The 23,394-nt window shown below is 61.5% G+C and carries 15 protein-coding genes; 5 read left to right on the top strand and 10 right to left on the bottom strand.

All coding sequences use genetic code 11. The annotated features are described in order from the left end of the window. Positions 1 to 4 precede the first annotated feature (4 nt). From D0Y60_RS19265 to D0Y60_RS19255, 3 genes are read right to left on the bottom strand one after another with little or no spacing between them, the layout of a single operon-like run. Entirely contained in the window at positions 5 to 2,962 is a 2,958-nt protein-coding gene (locus tag D0Y60_RS19265; RefSeq protein ID WP_117371588.1) for a sarcosine oxidase subunit alpha family protein, read from the bottom strand. Then, positions 2,959 to 3,234 (bottom strand): sarcosine oxidase subunit delta, encoded by a 276-nt coding sequence (locus D0Y60_RS19260; protein ID WP_117371587.1) that lies wholly within the window; start codon positions 3,232 to 3,234, stop codon positions 2,959 to 2,961. The genes D0Y60_RS19265 and D0Y60_RS19260 overlap by 4 nt, the downstream gene beginning before the upstream one ends. A gap of 8 nt (positions 3,235 to 3,242) precedes the next feature. Beyond that, positions 3,243 to 4,493: a sarcosine oxidase subunit beta family protein gene (locus tag D0Y60_RS19255; RefSeq protein ID WP_117371586.1), complete on the bottom strand. Its 1,251-nt coding sequence runs from the start codon at positions 4,491 to 4,493 to the stop codon at positions 3,243 to 3,245. 143 nt (positions 4,494 to 4,636) lie between these two features. Here D0Y60_RS19255 and cysQ point away from each other — a divergent pair, with 143 nt between their 5' ends. The 4 genes from cysQ (at position 4,637) to D0Y60_RS19235 (ending at position 8,542) form a co-directional block, all read left to right on the top strand. After that, positions 4,637 to 5,455 carry a 3'(2'),5'-bisphosphate nucleotidase CysQ gene (gene cysQ, locus D0Y60_RS19250; RefSeq protein WP_117371679.1) on the top strand — a complete coding sequence of 273 codons (819 nt, stop codon included), beginning with the start codon at positions 4,637 to 4,639 and terminating at the stop codon, positions 5,453 to 5,455. A gap of 187 nt (positions 5,456 to 5,642) precedes the next feature. After that, a complete protein-coding gene (locus D0Y60_RS19245; protein ID WP_117371585.1) occupies positions 5,643 to 7,043 on the top strand; it encodes a hypothetical protein in 1,401 nt (466 codons plus the stop codon). Between the two features lie 24 nt (positions 7,044 to 7,067). Further along, positions 7,068 to 7,862: an ABC transporter permease gene (locus D0Y60_RS19240; RefSeq protein WP_117371584.1), complete on the top strand. Its 795-nt coding sequence runs from the start codon at positions 7,068 to 7,070 to the stop codon at positions 7,860 to 7,862. Next, positions 7,859 to 8,542, top strand: coding sequence for an ABC transporter ATP-binding protein (locus tag D0Y60_RS19235; protein ID WP_117371583.1), 684 nt, complete (start codon positions 7,859 to 7,861; stop codon positions 8,540 to 8,542). Before D0Y60_RS19240 ends, D0Y60_RS19235 begins: the two co-directional genes overlap by 4 nt. A 30-nt stretch (positions 8,543 to 8,572) precedes the next feature. Here the strand turns inward: D0Y60_RS19235 and D0Y60_RS19230 are convergent, their stop codons facing one another. The 7 genes from D0Y60_RS19230 to D0Y60_RS19200 all read right to left on the bottom strand — a co-directional run bounded on the left by D0Y60_RS19230 (position 8,573) and on the right by D0Y60_RS19200 (position 22,012). Then, a complete protein-coding gene (locus D0Y60_RS19230; RefSeq protein ID WP_117371582.1) occupies positions 8,573 to 10,009 on the bottom strand; it encodes a capsular biosynthesis protein in 1,437 nt (478 codons plus the stop codon). Between the two features lie 169 nt (positions 10,010 to 10,178). After that, positions 10,179 to 12,206 carry a capsular polysaccharide biosynthesis protein gene (locus D0Y60_RS19225; protein ID WP_117371581.1) on the bottom strand — a complete coding sequence of 676 codons (2,028 nt, stop codon included), beginning with the start codon at positions 12,204 to 12,206 and terminating at the stop codon, positions 10,179 to 10,181. A 77-nt stretch (positions 12,207 to 12,283) separates the two neighbouring features. Then, on the bottom strand, positions 12,284 to 13,501 hold the full coding sequence (locus D0Y60_RS19220; RefSeq protein ID WP_117371580.1) for a polysaccharide biosynthesis/export family protein: 1,218 nt from the start codon (positions 13,499 to 13,501) through the stop codon (positions 12,284 to 12,286). Positions 13,502 to 13,914: 413 nt separating this feature from the next. After that, positions 13,915 to 16,998: an efflux RND transporter permease subunit gene (locus tag D0Y60_RS19215; RefSeq protein WP_117371579.1), complete on the bottom strand. Its 3,084-nt coding sequence runs from the start codon at positions 16,996 to 16,998 to the stop codon at positions 13,915 to 13,917. Further along, positions 16,995 to 18,068, bottom strand: coding sequence for an efflux RND transporter periplasmic adaptor subunit (locus tag D0Y60_RS19210; RefSeq protein WP_117371578.1), 1,074 nt, complete (start codon positions 18,066 to 18,068; stop codon positions 16,995 to 16,997). Before D0Y60_RS19210 ends, D0Y60_RS19215 begins: the two co-directional genes overlap by 4 nt. Further along, positions 18,065 to 19,135 (bottom strand): efflux RND transporter periplasmic adaptor subunit, encoded by a 1,071-nt coding sequence (locus D0Y60_RS19205; protein ID WP_117371577.1) that lies wholly within the window; start codon positions 19,133 to 19,135, stop codon positions 18,065 to 18,067. Before D0Y60_RS19205 ends, D0Y60_RS19210 begins: the two co-directional genes overlap by 4 nt. Before the next feature lie 552 nt (positions 19,136 to 19,687). After that, entirely contained in the window at positions 19,688 to 22,012 is a 2,325-nt protein-coding gene (locus D0Y60_RS19200; protein WP_117371576.1) for a methyl-accepting chemotaxis protein, read from the bottom strand. Positions 22,013 to 22,390: 378 nt separating this feature from the next. On the opposite strand from D0Y60_RS19200, the gene D0Y60_RS19195 reads away from it, so the two are divergent. Then, a complete protein-coding gene (locus D0Y60_RS19195; protein ID WP_117371575.1) occupies positions 22,391 to 23,344 on the top strand; it encodes a ring-cleaving dioxygenase in 954 nt (317 codons plus the stop codon). The last annotated feature ends 50 nt before the right edge of the window (positions 23,345 to 23,394 follow it).

The raw sequence follows: 23,394 nt of genomic DNA, 5'->3' as shown, positions 1-23,394 counted from the left end.
TACCTCACGCCATCAGCTTGGTGTTTTCGGGATCGACGAAGACGGGATCGCAGACCTCGGCAAAGGTCTCCACGCCGCGCAGCTGATCCCAGACCACGATTTTCTCGCCATAGCGTTCGCGGCCGGATTTCAGGAAGGCCAGCGCGATGTGACCGCCGAGCGTCGGCGAGAAACAGGTGGAGCTGACCCAGCCCTGGTCATTGATCGTCGAGGGCTTGACGCCATCCTTCAAGAGATGCGCGCCGGCCCGCATGTCCTTCTCCGGCTCCACCGATTTAAGGCCGACCAGTTGCATCCGGTCCGCCGCCGTCAGGCCGAAGCGAGTGGAGAGGCGCTTGCCGATGAAATCAGCCTTGCTCGTGCCCATCATACGGCCAAGGCCGGCGTCGTCGGGTGTCACGCGCCCGTCGAGTTCGGCATGGGTGACATGGCCCTTTTCGAGGCGCAGCACATTCAGCGTCTCCACGCCATACGCGCAGATACCGTGCGAGGCGCCGGCCCGCATCAGCGCATCGGCCACCGCTTCGCCATGTCCGGCCGGTACCGCCAGCTCATAGGCAAGCTCCCCCGAAAATGAGATGCGGAACAGCCGCGCCTTGAGATTACCCTTCAGCCGCACCTCGCGCGCCGCCAGGAACGGGAAGGATGCGTTGGAAATGTCGTCCTCGACCACGGCCTGCAGGATGGTGCGCGCCTTCGGCCCGGCGATCGACATCTGCGCCCACTGGTCGGAGACGGAGAGGAAGCGCACGCGCAAATCCGGCCACAGCACCTGCGCGGCGAATTCCATGTGCGAGAGCACGCCGGAGGCCATCGCCGTCGTGGTGGTGACGAAGAAATGCTCGTCGCCGAGCCGGCTTACGGTGCCGTCGTCATAGACCATGCCGTCCTCGCGCAGCATCAGGCCGTAGCGGGCCTTGCCGACGGGCAGTTTCAGCACGGGATTGCAGTAGAGCCGGTTGAGGAATTCGGCCGCATCGGGTCCAAACACTTCGATCTTGCCGAGCGTCGAGACATCGCACAGGCCCGCGTTTTCGCGCACGTTGCGCACTTCGCGATCGACGCTCTCGCGCCAGCTCTTCTCAACGGCCTTCGGGAACCAGGAGGAGCGATACCACAAGCCAGCATCGATGAAGACCGCGCCGTTGCGCGCCGCCCAGCCATGCAACGGCGAGCGGCGGGTGGGCATGGCATGTTCGCCGATCGATGCGCCGGCCATCGCCCCGAAGGACACCGGCGTGTAGAACGGACGGAAGGTTGTGGTGCCGACTTCAGCGGGGCTGACCCCGCGCATGCCCGCGAGAATGCCGATGGCGTTGATATTGCCGAGCTTGCCCTGGTCCGTCGCCATGCCGCCCGTCGTATAGCGCTTGGCATGCTCGACATGGCCAAAGCCCTCGCGCACGGCAAGGCCCAGGTCCTTGGTGTGCACGTCGTTCTGGAAATCGACAAAGGCCTTGGATTTCGCGCCCGGCACGTGCCAGAGCGCCGTGAAGGATGGGTCGGCTTCCTCGCCGATTACGGGCTGTTCGACACCGGACACCGACCGGCCGACCGCTTCCACAACGGCCGAAGCCTTGCGCGCACCGTCGTCAAAACATTCGGAAAGCAGATAGTGCCCCGCCGCAGCGCCGGCCATAACAAGCCCTGAGCCAACATCGGGTGCCATGAACGCCTGAAGCGCCTCCGACCAGACCGGCTTGCCGCCGCGCTGGCAGGCGAGATGGATGACCGGGCTCCAGCCGCCGGACATAGCGACCGCATCACAGGCGATCAGCTCTTCGAAACCGCCGCGATCGGCGACGACGGCGCGCACGCGGTGGCGGCCCTTCGTATCGACGATCGCGCCGCCGCGTAGCAGGCGCACACCGGCAGGTGCAATATCCCCAGATGCCGGGCGGCTATCGATCAGCGCCGCGATCTCGACGCCCTGTGCCGCCAGATCGCGTGCCGTACGATACCCGGACGCGCCATTGGTGAAAACGGTGACGGACTCGCCGGCCGCGACGCCGAACCGGTTGGCATAGGTGCTGACCGCACTTGCCGTGAGAATGCCCGGCCGATCATTGCCGCCGAACACCAGCGGCCGCTCCTCGGCCCCGGTCGCAAGGATCGCGTGTTTCGCCACGATGCGCCACATCCGCTCGACAGGCTTTGTCGCATCGACGACGGCGACGCCCTTCTGGACGCGCTCGACTGCGCCGAAAACATTGTCGTCGTACCAGCCGAATACCGTGGTGCGCGGCAGGAGCGTGACATTGGGGCTGCTTTGCAGTTCCTCGACCACGCGGCGGGCGAAGACATAGGCCGGCTCGCCGCCGATGGGCATCGCCTCAGAAAGCAGCGCACCGCCAAAAACGAAATCCTGCTCGGCAAGGATGACACGCAGACCCGAACGAGCTGCGACGAGCGCCGCTGACAGGCCCGCCGGGCCGGAGCCGACGACGAGCAGGTCACAATGCGCCCAGCTCTTCTCGTAGCTGTCAGGATCGCGCGGCAGGTCGGTGCGGCCGAGGCCGGCGGCGCGGCGGATCAGCGGTTCATAGACCTTTTCCCAGAAGGCGGCCGGCCACATGAAGGTCTTGTAGTAGAACCCGGCCGAGAGGAACCGCGACATCAAGTTGTTCACGGCGCCGATGTCATAGGCAAGGCTCGGCCAACGGTTCTGGCTGCGAGCCTCCAGACCGTCGTAGAGCTCGGCAACCGTCGCCCTGGTATTCGGATCGCGCCGCACGCCGCTGCCGATCGTCACCAGCCCGTTCGGCTCGGAGGGGCCAGCGGTCACGATGCCGCGCGGGCGATGATATTTGAAGCTGCGGCCGACAAGCAGCGTGTCATTGGCCAGCAAGGCCGAAGCCAGCGTATCGCCGGCATGGCCCGTGAGGGTCGCGCCATCGAAGGTGAAACGGATGCCATGGCTGCGATCGACAAGACCGCCGGAGGCAAGGCGATAGGCGGTCATCGTGCGCCCTCCCCGGCCTTGGCCGCATCGGTGACGCCGAACACCTCATGGGTAAAGTTGTCCCGCTCCACCACCAGCCAGCGCCGGCAGCCGGCAACATGCTGCCAATGCTCGCGAATGCGGCCGCGCGGATTGGCGCGCAGATGCACATAGTCATGCCACACCTCCTCGGCCGCCATCAGCGCCGGGCGAACGGGCGTGGCATCCCCGCGGATGAAAAACTCTTCCTTGGGGCGCGTGCCGCAATGCGGGCAGGAAATCAGGCTTGCCATGGTTCAGCTCAATGCAGGTTGGGCTGGGTGCCGGCACCCGCCTCGTCGATGGGGAAGCCGCGCTCGAAACGATCGAGCCGCAGCGCGCGCGCCACATGGTGGCTCTCGCCCTTGGCCAGGAGATGCGCGAAGCAGAAGCCGGAGGCCGGTGTCGCCTTGAAGCCGCCGTAGCACCAACCGCAATTGAGATAGAGATTTTCGATGGACGTCCGGTCGATAATCGGCGAGCCATCCATCGACATGTCCATGACCCCGCCCCAGCTGCGCAGCACCCGCACGCGAGAAAGACCGGGGATCATCGTCACCCCCTCCTCCATCACATGCTCGGCCGTCGCAAGGTTGCCGCGCTGCGCATAGGAGGAATAGCCGTCGATCTCCGCGCCGAAGACCAGCCCGCCCTTGTCCGACTGCGAGATATAGAAATGTCCCGCGCCATAGGTGATGACGTGATCGATGCAAGGCTTCAGGCCCTCCGTCACGAAGGCCTGCAGCACATGGCTTTCCAGCGGCAGCTTCAGCCCCGCCATCTCTGCGACGCGCGAGGAATTGCCCGCCGCCGCCAGCGCCAGCTTGTTGCAGCCGATGAAGCCCTTCGTCGTTTCGACGCCGGTGACGACGCCGTTCTCTCGGCGGATGCCGGTGACTTCGCAGTTCTGGATAAGATCGACGCCCAGCCGGTCGGCCCCGCGTGCGAAACCCCAGGCGACGGCATCATGCCGTGCGGTTCCCGCCCGGCGCTGCAACAGGCCGCCGATGATCGGGAAGCGTCCGTGCTCGAAATTCAGGAAGGGCAGCATGCCCTTCAGCGTTTCGCGGTCGAGAAGCTCTGCCGCAACCCCCTCCATCATCATGGCGTTGCCGCGGCGGATATAATGATCGCGCTGACCGTCATTATGAAAGAGGCTGATGATGCCGCGCTGCGACAGCATCACATTGTAGTTAAGGCCCTGCTCCAGGCCCTCCCAGAGTTTCAGCGAGAACTCGTAGAAGGGCTCGTTACCCGGCAGCATGTAGTTCGACCGCACGATCGTCGTGTTGCGGCCGACATTGCCGGAGCCGAGATAGCCCTTCTCGATGACCGCGACATTGCGGATGCCGAATTCCTTAGCGAGATAATAGGCTGTCGCGAGACCATGCCCGCCGCCACCGACGATGATTACATCGTAATGCGCCTTCGGCTCCGGCTCCCGCCAGACCGGCTTCCAGCCGAGATTTCCGGCAAAGGCTTGTTTCAGGATCGAAAGGGCAGAGTAACGCATGAGATATCCCAGATCAGTCGCGCCACATTCGCATATGCAGCACAAACGGCAAGACCATGGCGAAAGTCCCGCGCGGTTTCCACATGCAGTATTTGCTTTCCGGCAACGCCGCGGCTAAGCCAGAAGCAGAAAGGCCGGAAACGATGCAGGCAAAGGCAACAGAGCTGAAACGCGTGATGGAAAGTGCCGCGCTCGCCGCAGGCCGTGCCATCATGGCCGTTCACAATACCGGCCCCGATGTGCACTTCAAGCCCGACAGCTCTCCTGTGACACAAGCGGATGAGGAAGCCGAGAGCGTGATTCTCGAGGCGCTTGCCCGGTATTTTCCCGATATTCCAGTCGTTGCCGAAGAGGCGGTTGCCGCCGGCCGGGTGCCTGACATTTCCGGCGGCCTGTTCTTCCTCGTGGACCCTCTCGATGGCACCAAGGAGTTTGTCGCCGGCCGCAACGAGTTCACCGTCAACATCGCCCTGATCGAATCGGACGCACCAATCGCCGGTATCGTTTATGCCCCGGCGCTGGCCTCCGGCTTCATTGCCGTTGATGGCCGTGCCGAACGCTTCACCGTGGCAGATGGTCACACCCTCGCCAACCGTCAGGATATCGGCTGTCGCGGCCGCGGCAAGGCGCTGACCGCCGTCGCGAGCCGCTCGCACGACACGCCCGAGACCGCCCGCTTCCTGGATGATCACGGCGTCGAAGCCTGCACCGCGATCGGCTCCTCGCTGAAGTTCTGCCTCGTCGCCGAAGGTCTAGCCGACGTCTATCCCCGCTTTAGCCGCACCATGGAATGGGATACCGCCGCAGGTGACGCCGTGCTGCGCGCCGCTGGAGGCCAAACCCGCACCCTCGATGGCGCCTCGCTTGCTTATGGCAAACGCAACCAACTCCACGACACCGACTTCGCCAACCCGAATTTCATCGCCTCCGGTGCCGACTGGCGCAAGGCCGGCGGGTCATAAAATAACCCGATTGCTTGAGGAGAAAGCACGCGTTTGAGAGGACACAAATGCGAAAAAACCTTGATTGCAGGGCTGCTCTGCGGCATAGCCCACGGCATTTTTGTTGTCTGTAAAGGTTATTTCGAATAATCTGCCGAAGACAAGCATTTAGGCGACTAACCGTTTTCTCAGGAAAGAGTGGTTCGACGTGAAAGAAGAAAAGACCCCCGAGCCGGCGGAAGCCCAGCCCCACGTCGCCACTGGAGCCAGCAGCCTGCTTGATATCGCCAAGCAGCGCGCGCAACAGCGCGCCAGCGACAAAAAAGTCGTGCCTCTGAAAAAGGCGCCTCCGGCAAAGCGCCCCGCGGTTGCGCTCGCAGATGACGAAGAAGAGCTTGGCGCGCGCGCGCGTAAAGCAGCCGATATCGTCAAGACCATTCTGACGCTGCCTGAAATGCCGAAGCGGAAGCGTCAGCTCCCATGGACGCCGATTTCCTTCGGCCTCGTCGTGGCGATCCCCACGATCCTGACCGCGCTTTACTTCGCCTTCATCGCCAGCCCACAATATGTCGTTGAAACGCAATTTTCAGTTCGCGGCGCCGGGCAGGCCTCTCTCGGTGCACTGGGATTGCCAGCCTTAGTCGGCGGGGGAGCGCAATCTGGGGATTCTTATATCGTGGCCGATTACATTCATTCCGCCCAGATTCTACCCGATATAAAGTCACAGACAGGCGTCGATATTCGGACGGTATATTCCCGCCCAACTATCGATTTCCTCTATCGCGAGAACGGAACGCGTTCGCTGGATGAGTTCCGCGATTACTGGCGCAACATGGTGAATGTCAGCTATAACGCCACCACCGGAAACGTGACGATGCGCGTTTTCGCGTTCTCGCCGAGTGACGCCAAGCAGATTGCTCAGTCTATCCTATCGGTTTCTGAGCATCTTGTGAACGCTCTATCGGAGAAGTCGCGCCAGCAGGTCGTCGAGGCTGCAAACCAGCAGGTGGCGCGCTCCGAAGAAAGATTACGCAACATTCGCAAGCAGATGACTGAGTTGCAGATAACCGAGCAGGCGGTCGATCCGACGGCGGTTGCAACGATGGAAGCGACAATCATCAGTTCGCTCGAGCAGGAACTGGCAAACCTTCGCACACGCTATAAGGCACTCGTCGATACTGTCAGTAGCGATGCGCCTTCTGCCAGGGTGATCGAACGCAATATCAGCGCGCTGGAAGCGCAATTGGTCGAGCAGAAAAAGCGCCTTACCGGTGAGGCAAAAGGCCAGCCTGATGATGGCAAAAGGACGCGCGCGGGCGCCGATACGTCTAACGCTTTGCCTCAGATGATCAGTCGTTTCTCCGAACTCGGCGTCGAGCAGGAGTTTGCGGTGAAAGCCTATACGGCCTCCCTCGCTGCGCTGGAAACATCCATGCAGGAGGCGCAGAAGCAGGAACGGTATTTCGCCGTCTATGTGCCGCCACGCGAACCGGAAGTTGCCCTTTATCCGTTCAGCGTCCTGAACACGGGTATTGTTTTCTTGGCTTCATTCGGCTTCTGGCTCATCGGCTACTTCGTCTTCCGCTCCGTCAAGGATCATGCGATCTGACGGCGCCTGAAACCGAGCGGTACGATGAAGATAGCAACTGAAAAAAGTTTTGCTTATGCCCTTAACGAGAACATGCGGGTTATCGCCGCGCTTGTCGTGAGGAGCGCAGTGACGCGCTTCGGCGAAAGTCGCATTGGCTTCATATGGGTTCTGCTAGAGCCCATGGCCTATGTTGGCATCTATCTCGCCATCCACGCGTCGATGGGCACTCGGATTCCCTTCGGCGATAATGCGATTCTTTTCGTTCTCACCGGTATTTTCGGTTTTCGAATGACACGCGGCATTGCACGCAAGTCAGAACGGGGGATCATCAGCAATCAGCCGATGTTGACGTATCCACTTGTCCGTCCGCTGGATACCATCATCGCCACGTTCCTCACCGAAACGACGATCTGGCTCATTATCTGCTGGTTGTTCATGGGAGGGCTTTCCCTCACAATGGACCGCTCGGTTATCGTCTATCCCGCCCAATTCGCCGAATGCCTGCTGGCGATTCTGTATTTTGCGCTTGCCTTTGCTGCTTTTAATGCCACGGTCAGCGGTCTTGTTCCTCGCTATGATACATTTCTCAACGTACTGAACATGCCACTAATGCTGATGTCGGGGGTTTTCTTCTTGCCGACTGAAACGCCGCCAGAATTTCAGGCCATTCTTTGGTGGAACCCGTTCGTGCACTGCGTCGAGTGGTTCCGGACGTCGACCTATCTCGATTACAACCCGCTGCTCAGCAAGGAATACCTGCTTGGCCTTTCTACCGGTTTGCTTGCAACTGCCCTGAGCCTTGAGCGTATCTTTCGTAGAAGAATCATCAGCTCATGATTATCTTTGATAAGGTCAGTAAGGCCTACCCTCGCCCTGACGGTGGCAAGAAGACTATCCTTGAAAGCTTCACCGCGACCTTTCCTCCGGGCATCAATATCGGCATCCTCGGCAGAAACGGCGCGGGCAAATCCACCATGATGCGGATGATTTCTGGTAGTGAAATGCCGGATTCCGGACGTATTCTGCGTGAAGGCAGGATCTCTTGGCCTCTAGGTTTCAATGGCGGCGTTCATGGCAAGCTCACAGGCGCCCAGAACACCCGCTTCATTGCCGATATCTACGGCAAGCCGCGCAACAAAGTGCTCGATTTCGTCACGGAGTTTTCGGAACTGGGGCCTTATCTGGATATGCCGGTCAAGACCTACTCCGCCGGCATGAAGGCGCGGCTTGCGTTCGGCATTTGCATGGCGATCGAGTTCGAGTATTTTCTGATCGATGAGGTAATTGCCGTTGGTGACTCCACGTTCAAGAAGAAATGTAAGGAAGTCTTCGAGCAGCGACGAGAAAATGCCTCCCTCTTGCTCGTTTCACACTCTGCCGGCTTGCTCCGCTCGTTCTGCGACATAGGCGGCGTGATGCACAACGGCCAACTGACGTTCTTCAATGATATTGAAGAGGCTATTCAGGTCCATGAGGAAATTCTGCGCTCTACTGCGGCGCGATCAAAATCGGCCTAATGGCCTATTCTTTTATTTATCACAAAGGAATCAGTTTTTTGCTCTTTGAGCAGCGCGAAAGCGCTCGGATGTGTAGTCAACGACATCAGCCTGCAAACGCAGCTGACTCACTGATCCTGACACTTCATCAAGCTCGCGAAGCTTTGCCAGAAGCGAACTCGCAGCGACCTCCATTCCCTCATAAGCGTAAAAATCACCAGGCTGCAAACACTTCCGGGTGATCCAATTCAGATACTCGCGACGAAGGCTCGCTGGAGCCACATGACCGGATGACCAGAACTGATCAAGCTCAATGCCTTTCTTTACACAAAAGGCGAGATTTGGATGACGGTAAAAAGCTTGTCCCAGGACAGCAAGTGGAACACCATGCAGCAAAGCAGACAGGCCGGATGTGCTGTTGATCGTAACCATACCGGCAGAATGCCGGGTCAGAAGTCCTAGTGAGCCGCCATCAAGGATATGAACACGGTCCGCAACATTATTAAGAACGCTCACTTGGCGGATGAATTGGCTATCTTGGCTATGCCCGCGTTCCATGGGATGAATCTTGAACACAAGCTGGCACGCCGCCGGCGCATTCCGCGCAAAGGATACGATCGATTTCAGAATGAGTTTCTGATTGCTCCAACCGCTCGCAGCAGCACCAAGCTGACCGTCGTCATGAACCTGCAACGGTACCAGATAGTAACGTTTGTCATGATGCTCAAGCAAGCGCTCCATGCTGCGGTAGTTTCGGCCGAGATTGCTGAACTTTCGATAGTAGTTCTTGATCCAGTAAAACATCTCCCGGACGAATGAACGCTTAGGCTTGTGAAAAAGCTTGCGCTCGCTCAGCTTAGAAAACACACCCCGAACGGCGAAATAAGTATAGGCATAGGTTGCCATTGCACCGAATGAAGAAGGGTAGCTTACCCCCTTCGGCCGCTCGACGAGAGCGTCGGAGTCACCCTCTTCCGGCAGCTTGCCCATGATAGGAGAGCGCCAGTTGTTACCACCCAATTCCATCGTCACGAAACCGGGACGAATATAGCCCTCTTCAAGACAGAGAACCGGAACGCCGAGCACAACACATTGCTCGCGCGCAATCTTGTGGATTTCACGCTCGCAGCCGAAAAGAACAACATAATCGAAACCGTGTTCGCCGACAATCTCCGTGAACCATTCACGCCAAGCGTCCGCGGTACCCGAAAAATGTAGATTCTGGCTACCACGCGCAAAAAGCCGGTCGCCAGCATTGAAGCAAACGCGCCAAGCTTCGAAGCCGTTTTGATTGAGAAGATTTTGCACTTTCCGGAAGAACGGGCCGACCGGCCCCTGCAACAAAAGCACACGCGGCGCACTTTTCGAAGGGAAACGCTTCGAAAATTTGCGACGCAATGAAAGATTTATCAGGCGCGAGCCAATTGATGAAGCACTATCGGACTCAAATCGACCGGCCTTCAAATCTTTATCATGCTGCTCAGTCATGACAGGCTGGCTCAACTCGGAATGATGCTAGAAGCATCCGTCATGGCACAAAGCTGCCTCTTTAGCAATTGCATCAGCCGCGCTTCCCCAAAAATCCCCCATGCGATGTGGACGGGCAACAATCCCCATGATCCAATCGGCACGACATCTCCACCTTATGGTTGCTATACTACCGCAACCGGGAGTCGCGCAACAAGACCCCCAACCGGTTTATTTGTTGCGCCGCACCTAAAAAAAGCATGCCCAACGGACCGGACTTTTTCGTGGCGCCACCGGAAATCTCCGTGACAAGGTCTTCCGGCCGGCATGGAAGACCGCTTAGAGGATGCACATAGAGCGGATAGAGAATGAGGCTCGCAGCCACGAGCATGTCGAAATCGATCCTGCGCCGCCGGCGCGGGATAGCAAGGCGGTCTTCGGTGAGGCCCCAGCCGGCATAAAACGGCATGCCATGCACTCCGACCATTTTGCCGCGCAGAAGCGCTTCAAACCCGGTCAGCGACGTCATGGTCTCCACACGATCAGCCCAGGCGATCCACTGAAGGACGTCACCATCCAAGGCGATTCGGTCCGCATCACTCGGCGCATCGCCGCCGCCCCGCACACCGGAGACCACATCGGGGTGCATCTTGTAAACGATGAAGGCATCGGGATAGAGCTGCCGCACTGCCGTGACGAGGGCGGCATTGGATCGTACTTCGGGCGACCCGTAGCGGATGGAGGCATCCTTCTCCACCTGACCTGGAATGAGGATCTTCATCCGCCCCTCAGCCACGACAGGCAAGTTTGCAGCGGTGCCAAGATTATACTTCGAGACACCGCGCTCGATCAAAAGGCGGGCGAGGCTGCGTGCGCGGGCCAACAGGCGCTCGTCAAACACGCCTTCCTCGATCAGGGTTTCGAGGCGGCTCGCGCCGCGTGCGTCATAGTAGACATGATCGTCATCGATGGCGATGGAGGAAGGAAGCGTCAACGCCACGCCGAGCCCCTTCGAACGGATGAAGCCATCCTCGAGGCGGATCGCCGGCGCCGTATCGGGCAAGGGCTTGTCACTGCCCCACACGGCCACGATACCACCCGCAGCCTGTGCGGCCCGCACGGCGGCCTCCATGGAGCGCAGGTGAACGGGATCCCCCGCCATGCCCTTCAGGAACGGCGTCATGGCGCGGCGCTTCCATGGCGAGAACCCGGCTGTAAACACCTTGCGTGTCAAACGGGAGCGTTGGTTGCGTAGGGTGATCGCCTGCTCGATGGCGCATTCCGCAGAACAAAGCTGCCTTGTATGCAGGTCCAGATAGCGCGTGTAATCAAGAAAGGCCGCGTGAAAAACTTGCTCCAGAGAGGCCGGCCCCTTAGCCACATTGAGTTCCCCGTGATCCTCCGTCAGACCCCGGCCGGAATAATAGGTGGAGCCAAAGCAATGAACCGGACGGCCGGCCATTAGCGCTTCGAAGCCGAGCTGGCTCGACACGGTATAGACGCCGTCGGCCTCTTCCAGCAAAGGCCAGGGGTTCATGCGCTCGGGCACAACGATTGCCAAACCAAGCGCCGCTGCAGCTTGGCGCAGCAGGCTTTTTTCGCCGGCAGCTGGATGGGTGCGCACGACAAGCGTCTTGTCCGGATTGGACGCGGCGGCATGCTCCAGCATAAGCTGGAAACGTTCGGCATCAGCACCAGCACCGGCAATGGAGGCGTCACCTGCGACCTGATCGACGAGGAGCACGAACGGGCGGCCCTGCGGCACACCGGCGACTGCCGGGGTTACGAGTGGACTGTTGTTGTATTTGGAGAGGCGCTCCTCCCGCAGCCACGCCATCAGACGACGTGCCCGCTCCAGCGCCAATGGATCCGTCTGTGGCTGCGCCAGCAGGTTTTCGAGATCGTTTGGATGCCGTGTCTCGAAATAGATACCCTGCCGGTCGATCACATAGGAGTGGCTTGGTTCGGCCTGCCCCGGTGCAAAGCCCCGCAGGAAGCCATCCTCAAGCGTAAGGATCTCCTTGCCGAACCGCTTGGCAAGCTGAACGGCACGCATGCCAGACGGCCGCCGCCCCCAACCGATGAAACCATCGATCCTGTTGGTAAGAACAAAGGGCCATGCGACAATATCAGCGTCAAGCAAACGCGCAATATCGTTCCGCTGTCGCCAGAGGCCATGCGAAAGAAGCGCATAGGTTTTGCGTGCCCGCCCGACCATCCAGCTCCCTATCGATCGAACGCCTACCACCGGCCATCCGCAGCGTTTTCGACACTGCGGATGGCAGCACAACGCGTTTAGAGCGCCCTGGCAGTGCGTTGAATATTATAGGCTGCGCTGGACCCGCTGGAAAGAATACTCAGGAACTTCGCCAGATCCGTTGCGACATGCCGCGAAAGATAGATCACGTCCTTGTTCCGCACGGGGAAGTTCTGCGCAATGATGTAGCTCTGCGTCGCGCCGAGATCGAGGCGATAGACGATCGGATAACGGCCTTCACCATCCGGTGCCATGCCGCGCGAGATCAGATCACGGAAGCGATCGTCGCCGACAACGCTGCGATAGACGTTTTCGTTTTCGTAACGGAAGACGAAATAGCCCTTGGGGTCAGCCGTCGCGATATTGCCGCCGCCGGCAAGCGCTGCGGCCTCGACGAGGCTGAGCTTGGCGGCGTTGAACGGAATCTTGCCGCTCTTCTCCGTCTGGCCCAGCGCCGAGAAGGTCTGCGGGTCGTAGCTGACGTAGATCTGATCGTCCGGCTTGACGTAGATGTCTTCCTTCGGATTGTCGATGACCGTCTGCAGCAGAACCGAGCGCGAGCGACCACCGCGCTTCAGGCTGACATAGGTGTCGTAAGGCTGCTTTGACGCGCCGCCCGCCATGGCGATCACCTCGCTGAGGTGAACGCCGTTCAGGCCGAGCGGCACGATCGTCGATTTGTTCACATCGCCCTGCACCGAAACAGTGCGCGACGCGTTGTCCGCCATAGCTACGATGACGTCGGGCTCGACCGCCTTCGCTTTAAGCGCATCGACGATCGTCGCGCGGGCTGAATCGATGGTCATACCGGCGAAACGCACGGATCCGACATACGGAATCTGGCCATGACCATCCGGCTGCACAACGACAGGGATCGTCGTCGACTTACGCTCGACGGTCGAGAAGAGGCCATCGGGACCTGCTTCGAAAATCGTGACTTCCAGACGGTCGCCGACACCGATGACCGGCGTGCTGCCGCCGCCACCGAAGCCGAAGGTGCTGGACAAGCCCTGGCGAACGCCGGCATTGACGCCATTGGCGACGCGCTGGTCGATATCGACGACGTCGAAGATGAGCTTGGTCTGGGGAATTTCGTAGGTCTTGCCGCCTGCGCCGGCGGAAAGCACTTCCTGGGTCAGCGGTCCGTCATTCGGGACCACGCAACCGGCCAGCGTCAACACCGTACCGGCCGCAAGAATACGCGTAAATACGCTCAACGCCCTGCGCGGCCCATTCACGTCTTCAATTCCGATCATCACACTGCATTTCCTGTTGACCGCGTCTTCATAGACACGAGGCAAGAACCGGCCGCTCGCCACGCCGGATCGGCATAGACATGCAGTTCAGACGTTTCGTCAAGTCCCATGACCAAACCTTGTCCCAATCATGCACACTCACGGCCCCCGCCGACACCATGGAGCAAATCCCTTGCACATTCGTTACAGCCTGAAAAGCGGCCTTGCCCGTTTGTGTTCAAAATCAACTTTTTCCACCGGCTTTTTAATGGCGGGTGCGACAAAAAGAACGCAACCGCTCCACCCCGATAACAAGGATCAGCACGCCGGCCGCAGCCAGTCCGATGGAATCAGCTACACTTAAGTCACGGCTCCTTTTCGGAACCGTGCCTTGCCCGACCCTTTCGAGGGATGTGGGCGAAATTGAGAGAGCGTTACGAGGCCTCGATCGGCGCCGACTGAGCGACAGACTCCTGACGTTCTTCCGGCTTGATACGGAACCAGGCAATATACAGCGCCGGCAGGAAAAGCAGCGTCAGTACCGTGCCGACAATGATGCCGCCCATCATGGCATAGGCCATCGGTCCCCAGAAGACTTCGCGTGAAATGGGGATGAGCGCCAGGCTCGCCGCCGCTGCCGTCAGCATGATAGGCCGCATGCGGTGCTCCGTCGCCTCGCGAACCGCCGCCCACGCAGGCATACCCTCCCGCCTCAGATCCTCGATCTGCACGACAAGGATGACCGAGTTGCGGATGAGGATGCCGATCAGCGCCAGCACGCCGAGGATCGCTACGAAACCGAGCGGCGCGCCACTGCCGAGCAGCGCTATGACCACCCCGATCAACGCAAGCGGCGCCACGGCGAAGACGAGGAACAGCCGTGAGAAGCTCTGCAACTGCAGCATCAGGATGGTGGCCATCGCAAACAGCATCAGCGGCACGACCGCAACGATCGGCGCCTGGCTGTTGGCGCTTTCCTCCACCGAACCGCCGACTGTGATCTGGTAGCCGGAGGGCAGCGTTTCGCGGAAGCTCGCGACGTCCTTGTCCATCTGCGAGACGATCGTCGCCGGCTGCACACCGCCCGTAATGCTCGCCTTGACGGTGATGGTCGGCTGGCGCGAGCGGCGCCACACGACGGGCTGCTCCATCTCGTAGCGGAAGTTCGCGACAGCGGCGAGCGGCACCGAGGTACCGTTTGCCGTGGGCAGCTGCAACTGACGCAGGGTCTCGATGGATTCGCGCTCCACCGCCCGCGCCCGGCCGATGACATCGATCAGATAGACGTCGTCGCGAATCTGGGTGACGGTGGTGCCGCCGGTGACGCCGTTTAGCGCCGAGGCAATATCCTGCGAGGTCACGCCGAGCTGGCGGGCCTTGTCCTGGAGAACATCGACCTTCACGACGCGCGCCGGCTCGTTCCAGTCATAGACGATATCGCCGAGACGGGTGTTTTTGCCGAGCACTTCGCCGAAGGCCAGCGCGTGGCTGCGCACCTCCTGGATATCGGGACCGCTGATGCGATACTGGATCGGTCGCCCCACCGGCGGGCCGATATCGAGCAGTTTGACCAGCGCGTCGGTGCCGACGAAGGTCTTGCGCAAATAGTCCTGAAGGTCGGCCCTCAGGCGATCCCGCGCCTCGAGGTCCTTGCTGACGATGACCGTCTGGCCGAAGGCCGGCGACGGCGGCTGCACGTCGAAGGACAGCAGGAAGCGCACGGCCCCTTCCCCGACATAAGACGACCAGCGCTCGATATCGGGATTGCCCTTCAGCTTCTCCTCTTCGAACTTGGCAATCTGCGCATTGGTCTCGGCAATCGAGGCATTCTGCGGCAGGGCCCAGTCGATGACGAGCTCAGGACGGTCCGAAGACGGGAAGAACTGCTCCGGCACGAAACGCATACCGAAGACAGAGAGGACAAAGATGAGCACGGTCGCGACGATCGTTGTCCACTTCCAGCGCATGCAGACATCGAGGATGCGGGCGAAGGTACGGCCGAACCAGCCCTTCTGCTCATGATGGCTCTTCATGCTCTTCGGCAGGATCGTGACGCCGAGCAGCGGCGTGAAGATGACAGCCACCACCCAGGAGACGACGAGCGAGATCGCGATGACGACGAAGAGGCTGAAGGTGAACTCGCCGGCGGCACTGCTGTTGAGGCCGATCGGGATGAAGCCCGCTACCGTCACCAGGGTGCCAGTCAACATGGGGAAGGCGGTGGAGGTATAGACATAGGTCGCCGCCTTGCGCAGCGTGTCGCCCGCCTCAAGCCGCGCCACCATCATTTCGACGGCGATCATGGCGTCGTCGACCAGCAGGCCGAGCGCGATGATCAGCGCGCCGAGCGACACGCGCTGCAACGATATGCCGTCGTAATACATGAAGACGAATGTGATCGCGAGCGTCAGCGGGATCGAGAGCGCCACGACGAGACCGGCGCGGATGCCAAGGCTGACAAAGCTGACGATCAGAACGATGGCGACCGCCTCGAACAGCGCTTGCGTGAAGCCCGACACGGCCTCCTCGACGACCTTCGGCTGGTCGGAAACCAGATGCACGTCGACGCCGACGGGCAGGTCATGCGAGAGGATTTCGATTTCCTTCTCCACCTTCGCGCCGAATTCGAGCAGGTTGGCGCCCTGTTTCATGCCGATGGCAAGACCGATCGCCGGCTCGCCGTTGAAGCGGAAGAGACTGGACGGCGGGTCCTCGTAACCGCGGGTGATCGTAGCGATATCGCTCAGGCGGAAGAAGCGATTGTTGACGCGCAGATTGACGTCGCGCAGGCTCGCTTCGGAGGAAAACTGCCCGCCGACGCGCACGCTGACGCGCTCACCGCCGGCCTGGACCACGCCGGAGGGTGCAATGGCGTTCTGCGCCTGCAACGTCGAGACAACCTGCTGGGTGGAGATGCCGAGCGCCGCAAGCTGGCGAGTCGAGAATTCGAGATAGATCACCTCGTCCTGCGCGCCGACCAGATCGACCTTGCCGACATTCGGCACGGTGAGGATACGGGTGCGGGCATCCTCGACATAGTCGCGCAGTTGGCGCGGCGTCAGGCCATCGGCGGTGAAGGCATAGATGTTGCCGAAGACGTCGCCGAAACGGTCGTTGAAGGCAGGCCCGATAACACCGGAGGGGAACTGCCCTCGGATGTCATTGATCATGTTGCGAACCGTCAGCCAGGTACCGGGCACATCGCGGGCGCGCGTCGTCGGCTTCAGGTTAACGAAGACCAGCGTCTGGCCCGCCGTCGTGACGCTGCGGCTGAAGTCGAGCGATTCCAGCTCCTCCAGCTTGCGTTCGATGCGTTCGGTCACTTGCCGCGTCGTCTCTTCCACGGAGGCGCCGGGCCAGGCCGCGCTGATCGTCATCGTCTTGATGACGAAGGACGGGTCCTCCTCGCGGCCGAGGTTCTGGTAGGTGAAAAAGCCGAGCAGCGCGAAGACGATCATGAAGTACCAGACGAGCGATGCGTGTTCGAGCGCCCAGTCGGAAAGGTTGAACTTCTTCATAGGCTTGCCTCGTCTTCGATCTTCACTTTCTGGCCCTCTTCGAGGCTGTGCACCCCGGCGGTGACGACACGGTCGCCGTCCTTCAGCCCCTTGGCAACCGGCACATAGCGGCCGGCCACGGCACCCGTCTCGATGGCGGCGAGATGCACCTCGCCCTTGGCTGCATCGACCAGCCAGACATACGGCTTGCCGTCCTTTTCCAGCACGGCCGTTTCCGGCACCAGGATCGCCGTCAGGTTCGGGCCTTCCAGTTCCGCCGTGATCGTCGTGCCGAGCCGCACCGTATCCGGCGGGTTGTCGAGCGCGATCTTGACCCGGCGCGTGCGCGTGACGGCATCGGCCGACGGCGCGACCTCACGCACCTTGCCCTTAACGGTGACGGCAGGGTTGATTTGCAGCGACACCGTAAAGCGGCTTCCCATCGCTATGGTTTCCGCGGTTTCAGGGATATCGACGACGGCGTCGCGTTCTTCCGGGCGGGCGACCGTGACGATGGCCTCGCCAGGCGAAACGGTCTGACCGACCTCGGCGCCCGTTGCGATGACCACGCCGTCGAATTCGGCCTCGATTCGCGTGTAGGAGAGCTGCTCCTCGGCCTTCACCAGCGCCGTGCGAGCTCGAATGAGGCCTGCGTCGGCCGCCTCCCGCGATTGCTCGGCGCTTTCGACGGCTGCTTTCGCCGCAGCATTGGATTGCAGTAGCGTCTTCTGCCGCTCCTCGCTGGCGACGGCGCTCGCAAGCGTCGCCTCGGCGCTGGAAAGCTCCGCGCGCGCCGAGCGGACCGCCAATTCATAGGCCGTCGCGTCGAGCACGGCGAGCACATCGCCCTTCTTCACGAGATCGCCGACATGCACGGAGCGCGACACGAGCCGACCGGCGACACGCGAACCGAGGGCCGCCTGCACTTTCGCCTGGACCGTGCCGGCAAAGCGCGTACCAGGCAGCGCGGTCGGCGTTACGACGACGGAGAGCACCGGTCGTGGTGGCGCGGCGACTTCCTCTTCTTTCTTGCAGGCAGAAAGCGCCAGAGCGGCGGCGAGAGCAAAGGCGAGCGGGACGGGCGTCCTCATTGGGCGGCTCCTTCGAGGGCGGTCACGGTCTGGCCGGGGCGTAACAGCTTGGTGCCGTCGGCGACATAGGTCTCGCCCTCCTCGACACCGTCGAGAACCAGCGCCGAGCCGGTTTCGAAGGACAAAACCTGGACAGGGCGGAGGCTGACGGTGTTCTTCGCCTTGTCGACCACCCAGAGCGCCGGCTTGCCCGCCACGCCTGACAGCGCCTGCCATGGCACGACGGCCACGCGCCGCGGTGCCAGCGCCCCGACACCGACGACCGAGGCGCCAAGCGTCATTTCCGGCGGCGTCCGGTCCATGGCGATCTTCACGCGCACCGTGCCGGTCTGCGTGTCAATGGTCGGCGAGACCTCGCGCACATTGCCCGTCGTGCGCACCCTGTCGTCGCTGAGCAGGGTCACGATCACGCCGTCCTTGGCCGGCTGAGCGAAGAACAGCGATTCATAGACATCGAAGACGGCGTCGCGCGGGCCGGTATCGGCGATGGTGAACATGGTCTGCGCCGCCTGCGCCACTTGGCCGGTCTCGGCAAGACGCGCGGTGACGATCCCGTCCGTCGGTGCGCGCAGCTCGGTGTAGGAGAGCACATCCTTGGCCGTGTCGCGCTGGGCGATCGCCGATTCGCGGGCGCTCTCGGCAGTGCGCAAGGCCGTTTCGGCATCGTCGAAATCCCGCCGCGTGCTGATGCCGTCGTTCAGAAGGGATTTCTGGCGGTCAAAATTGGCGCGGGCAAGCTTGAGCTGGGCATCCGCAGCGCGCACGCCGGCTTCCGCCGCCTCGACATCCGCCTTCTGCTCTTCGGGGTCGAGCCGGGCCAGAATCTGACCTTCCTTCACTGCGCTGCCGACATCGACGAACCAGCCGGTGATGCGTCCACCGACGCGGAAGGACAGATCCGTCTCCACCCGTGCAACGACCTCACCCGTGATCGTGACCGATTGCTCACGTTCCTCGAAATGCACCGGCGCGATGCGCACCGGCCGCGCCAACCCATCGGCCCAAGCCGGCGCGGCGGCGGCAGACAGCAACAGGGCTCCCAGCATCATTCTGCCCGATCGGGTCATCGTCGCCTCCAGCTTTGCAGAAAACCCATTTAATATGGGTCCTCATTATATCGCGAAGATCAGACTGGCAAGCCTCGACACCATCAAGCGTTGCGCCAGCCCGACCGAGTGTGGCGAAGTTCAGGAAAAAAGCCAACCGGCAACGCGCGGCGACAAGAAAATATAATAAATCATATTTTTCAGCAGGCTAGCATACCGCAACGGCTCGAAGACGACACCGCGCCGAAACAACAAAGCCGCCGGCTGCCTTAAAAACCGACTGGTTTCTAGCGTGCAGCACAGCGGCTTTATCGGAGCATCATTCGTTGGACGCTTCTCTTCGGTCCCCTCTGGACCTGTCCAATAATAAGCAGGAAGCGTGCCAACCCGAGAGAATCCGGATTCAAAAGTGATTTCATATTACTAAAGTAATCTCTAAATCATGGAACATCCAAAACGGCCGTCGCAACCTGTGCAATTCGTGGGCAACGCACAAAAATTGCGCGGCTCTGCCGCAAAACAAAAAGGCGGCCCGTCACCGGACCGCCCTTCCCCTCAGCCCCAGGGGAAATCTCAGAATTCTTCCCAGTCCTGTACCGCCGCCGCGCTGGCCGTGGCGGCCTGCCCGCCGCCGAAGGCGCGGTTGAGCTTGTTACCGAGCGCACGGGCGCCGGACGCGGCCGGACGATGCTCGGCAGCCGAAGCGACGACCGGGCGCGAAGCCGTACTACTGGTCCCAAGGCGGAACTGCGCCAGCAGCGTATTGAGCGCCGAGGCCTCGGTTGCGAGCGCATGGCTTGCCGCCGTCTGCTCCTCGACCATCGCCGCATTCTTCTGCGTGCCCTGATCGATTGCGTTCACCGCGGCGCTGATCTCGTGCAGGCCCGTCGACTGCTCCCGGGCAGAACGTACGATGGCGGCAACGTTCTGGTCGATTTCCTGAACCTGATCAACGATTTCCGTGAGCGCCGAGCCGGTCTCGCCAACCAGCGTAACGCCGAGATTGACCTGCTCGCCCGACTTGGTGATGAGCGCCTTGATCTCCTTGGCGGCATTGGCCGAACGTTGGGCAAGCTCGCGTACCTCCTGGGCCACGACAGCAAAGCCCTTTCCGGCCTCGCCCGCGCGGGCGGCCTCGACACCCGCATTTAGCGCCAGCAGGTTGGTCTGGAAGGCGATTTCGTCGATCACGCCGATGATGTTGGAGATTTCGCGCGAGGAGGTCTCGATGCCGCTCATCGCCGTGACGGCGCGGCGCACGACCTCGCCCGACTTTTCGGCGCCCAGTCGGGTGCGCTCGACCAACTGGCCGGCGTCTTCCGCCCGCTTGGTGGCGTCCTTGAGCGAGGTGGTGATCTCCTCCAGGGCTGCCGCCGTCTCCTCGACGGAGGCCGCCTGCTGCTCGGTGCGTTTGGCGAGATCGTCGGAGGCCGAACGGATTTCCGCCGAGCCCGCCTGAATGGCATTGGCATTGCCGCCAACCGAACGGAGCGCCGCCTGCAGCTTCTCGACGGACGCGTTGAAATCCTGACGCACCTCATCGAGCGAACCGGCAAAGGCGCTGTCGATACGGTGGGTCATATCGCCATCGGCCAGCCGCTGGAGACCATCGGCAAGCGCTTCGACGGCCTGGCGTGTCTGGCGTTCCTGTTCGGCGGCTTGCTCGGCGCGCTGACGGCGTTCGTCTTCCGAAAGCGCGCGGTTCTGCTCCGCCTCGCCCTCAAGGCGGATCTTGGCGAGCGTCGCATCGCGCAGCACGGCCAGCGAACGGGCCATTTCGCCGATTTCGTCCTGACGCGCGGATTCCGAGAGATCGACATCCGTGCGGCCACGGGCGATCTCGCTGGTGGCGGAGATGACGGTGGCAAGACGCTTGCGGAAGCGCGTGGCGAGCAGCCAGCCGACGATGATCATCAAACCGGTCGCAATCGCGCTGACGATGATGGAGGTGATGGCCAGCGTCGAAAGGCTGGCGAACAGAACAGACTTCGGCACCGAGACGACGGCATACCAGATGGAACCAGGGTTCACATTGACCGGCACGGCAACCGCCATGGAGGCAATGCCGCTGGCATCCGTCAGCTCGAAGGCCTTGCCGGGATTGTCGATCAGCTGCTGCCAGGCGGCCGCATCAAGGCCCGAATCCTTTAGCGACTTGCCGAGTGCCGCCTTATCGGGGTGGCTGATGACGCTGCCGCCGGCGCTCAAGAGCGCAACGTAGCCTTCGCCGAGTGGCTTCAGCTTGGCGATATCGGCTGCAAGCGCATCGAGCGCAATGTCGGTGCCGGCCATACCCTTGAAGGTGCCATCGAACATCAGCGGCACCACGAAGGACGTCATCATCGTATCCTTGCCGCCGACATTATACTGATAGGGCTCGGAGAGGTAATCCTTGCCGGTGCTCTTCGGCACTTGGTAATAGTCGCCCGGACCCGGCTTGTCGTAATCGACCAGCGCCTCGATCGTCGTGCCGCCGTTCGCCCGGATCGTATAGGGAATATAGCGGCCGCTCGCATCATGGCCGGGCTTCCCGCTATAGTCGGCGTCCTTGCCGTCGAAGGCGTTCGGCTCCCAAGCCGTATAGACGCCGACAGCGATCGGGTTTTCCGTCAGCAACCGGTCCATCATCGCGTTGAACGCCTCGCGGCTCGGCACCTCGTCCTTTTTCATTGCAAAGAGCACGGAACGCATGTTCCAGCTCAGTGCCTTCACTCCGGCGAAGGTCGTCTCCACCTTGCCGGCGCTCGCCTGTGCCGCATTGACCATCTCGGAAACCGAACGCTCCTGCACCGCGTGGTAGGAGAGCCAGAGCAAAATACCCGCCGTCGCCACGGTCGTCGCAACGCCTGCCGCCACGATGGCGAACATGTTTCGGGCAGTCGCAGTCTTTGGCAGCATGAAACGTCTCCTGAAGGGCGCGGAACGCGCCGGCAATGGCTCAAAAATCGCGGGACATGCCGGCGGCGCGGCGGAACAGGGACGAAATCATTTCGCAGGCGGGCAGCGTAAGCGCATGCTGGTTTATGAATCGATAAAATTCGAATGAACGCCAGTGGGAACAGAACGGGTGGGTAAAACGCTGTTGCTGGGACGAATGAAGGCATGGCGCGCAAACGAGTTTTGGCGAAAGGCGCGCGTCGTTCAGAAAAAGTGAACAATCCGTTCGCCGCCCCCGGTCTTCCGGCAGTGCAGGCAAGGGGCGATATTCGCTTCAACAGACGGCCCCGACGGCGGGGCCGCACGAACATCCCGGACGTCTCCGGGGAGGAGTTTGCCATGACCCTTCAGCTTACCGGCATCCACCATCTGACCGCGATCACCGCCAACGCGGCGGAGAACCTGCGCTTCTACACCCAGGTCCTCGGCCTGCGCCTCGTCAAGAAGACCGTGAACCAGGACGATACCAGCGCCTATCATCTGTTCTATGCCGACGGGCTTGCCTCGCCCGGCTCGGACCTCACCTTTTTCGACTGGCCGGTCGGCCACGAGCGGCGCGGTACGCACAGCGTTTCCCGCACGGGCCTGCGCGTCGCGGCCCTTTCCACGCTCGAATGGTGGAAGGCCCGCTTTGCCGAGGAGAAGGTCAAGGCCGGCGACATCAGGGAGATCGGCGGTCGTGCCACGCTCGATTTCGAAGATGACGAGGGCCAGCGTTTCCGCCTGACGGTCGACAATGCCGGCGCGCCCTCCAACCCCTGGGACAAGAGCCCGGTTCCGGCCGAGCACCAGATCAAGGGCCTCGGCCCGATCACGCTCAGCGTGCCCGACATCCGCAACACGGAGACGGTGCTCGTCCATGTGATGAACATGACGCAGACCTCGACCTATCCGAACCCGGATGGCGAAGGCGAAGTTCATGTCTTCTCGATGGGCGAAGGCGGCCCGGCAGCCGAGCTGCATGTCGCCGTCGAACCGGACCTGCCGGCCGCCCATCAGGGTGCGGGCGCCGTGCACCACGTCGCCTTCCGCGCCCCCGATGTGGAAGCGCTGCATGCCTGGACGGAGCGCCTGCGCGGCTTCCGCCTGCCTTCCAGCGGCGAGGTCGAGCGCTTCTACTTCCGCTCGCTCTATTTCCGCGAGCCGAACGGCATCCTGTTCGAGATCGCCACCGACGGTCCCGGCTTTGCCGTGGACGAGCCGATGGAGACACTCGGCGAAAGCCTGTCGCTGCCGCCCTTCCTGGAGCCGCGCCGGGCGCAGATCGAGGCCAGGCTGAAGCCGCTCGCTTAACCACTTAGCGAAACCCCGGCGTGACACACCGTCCGCCGGGGTTTTTGATG

The sequence above is a fragment of the Shinella sp. WSJ-2 genome (genome assembly GCF_003432075.1).
Classification (GTDB): domain Bacteria; phylum Pseudomonadota; class Alphaproteobacteria; order Rhizobiales; family Rhizobiaceae; genus Shinella.
This window is presented reverse-complemented; position numbering and strand designations above follow the sequence as displayed.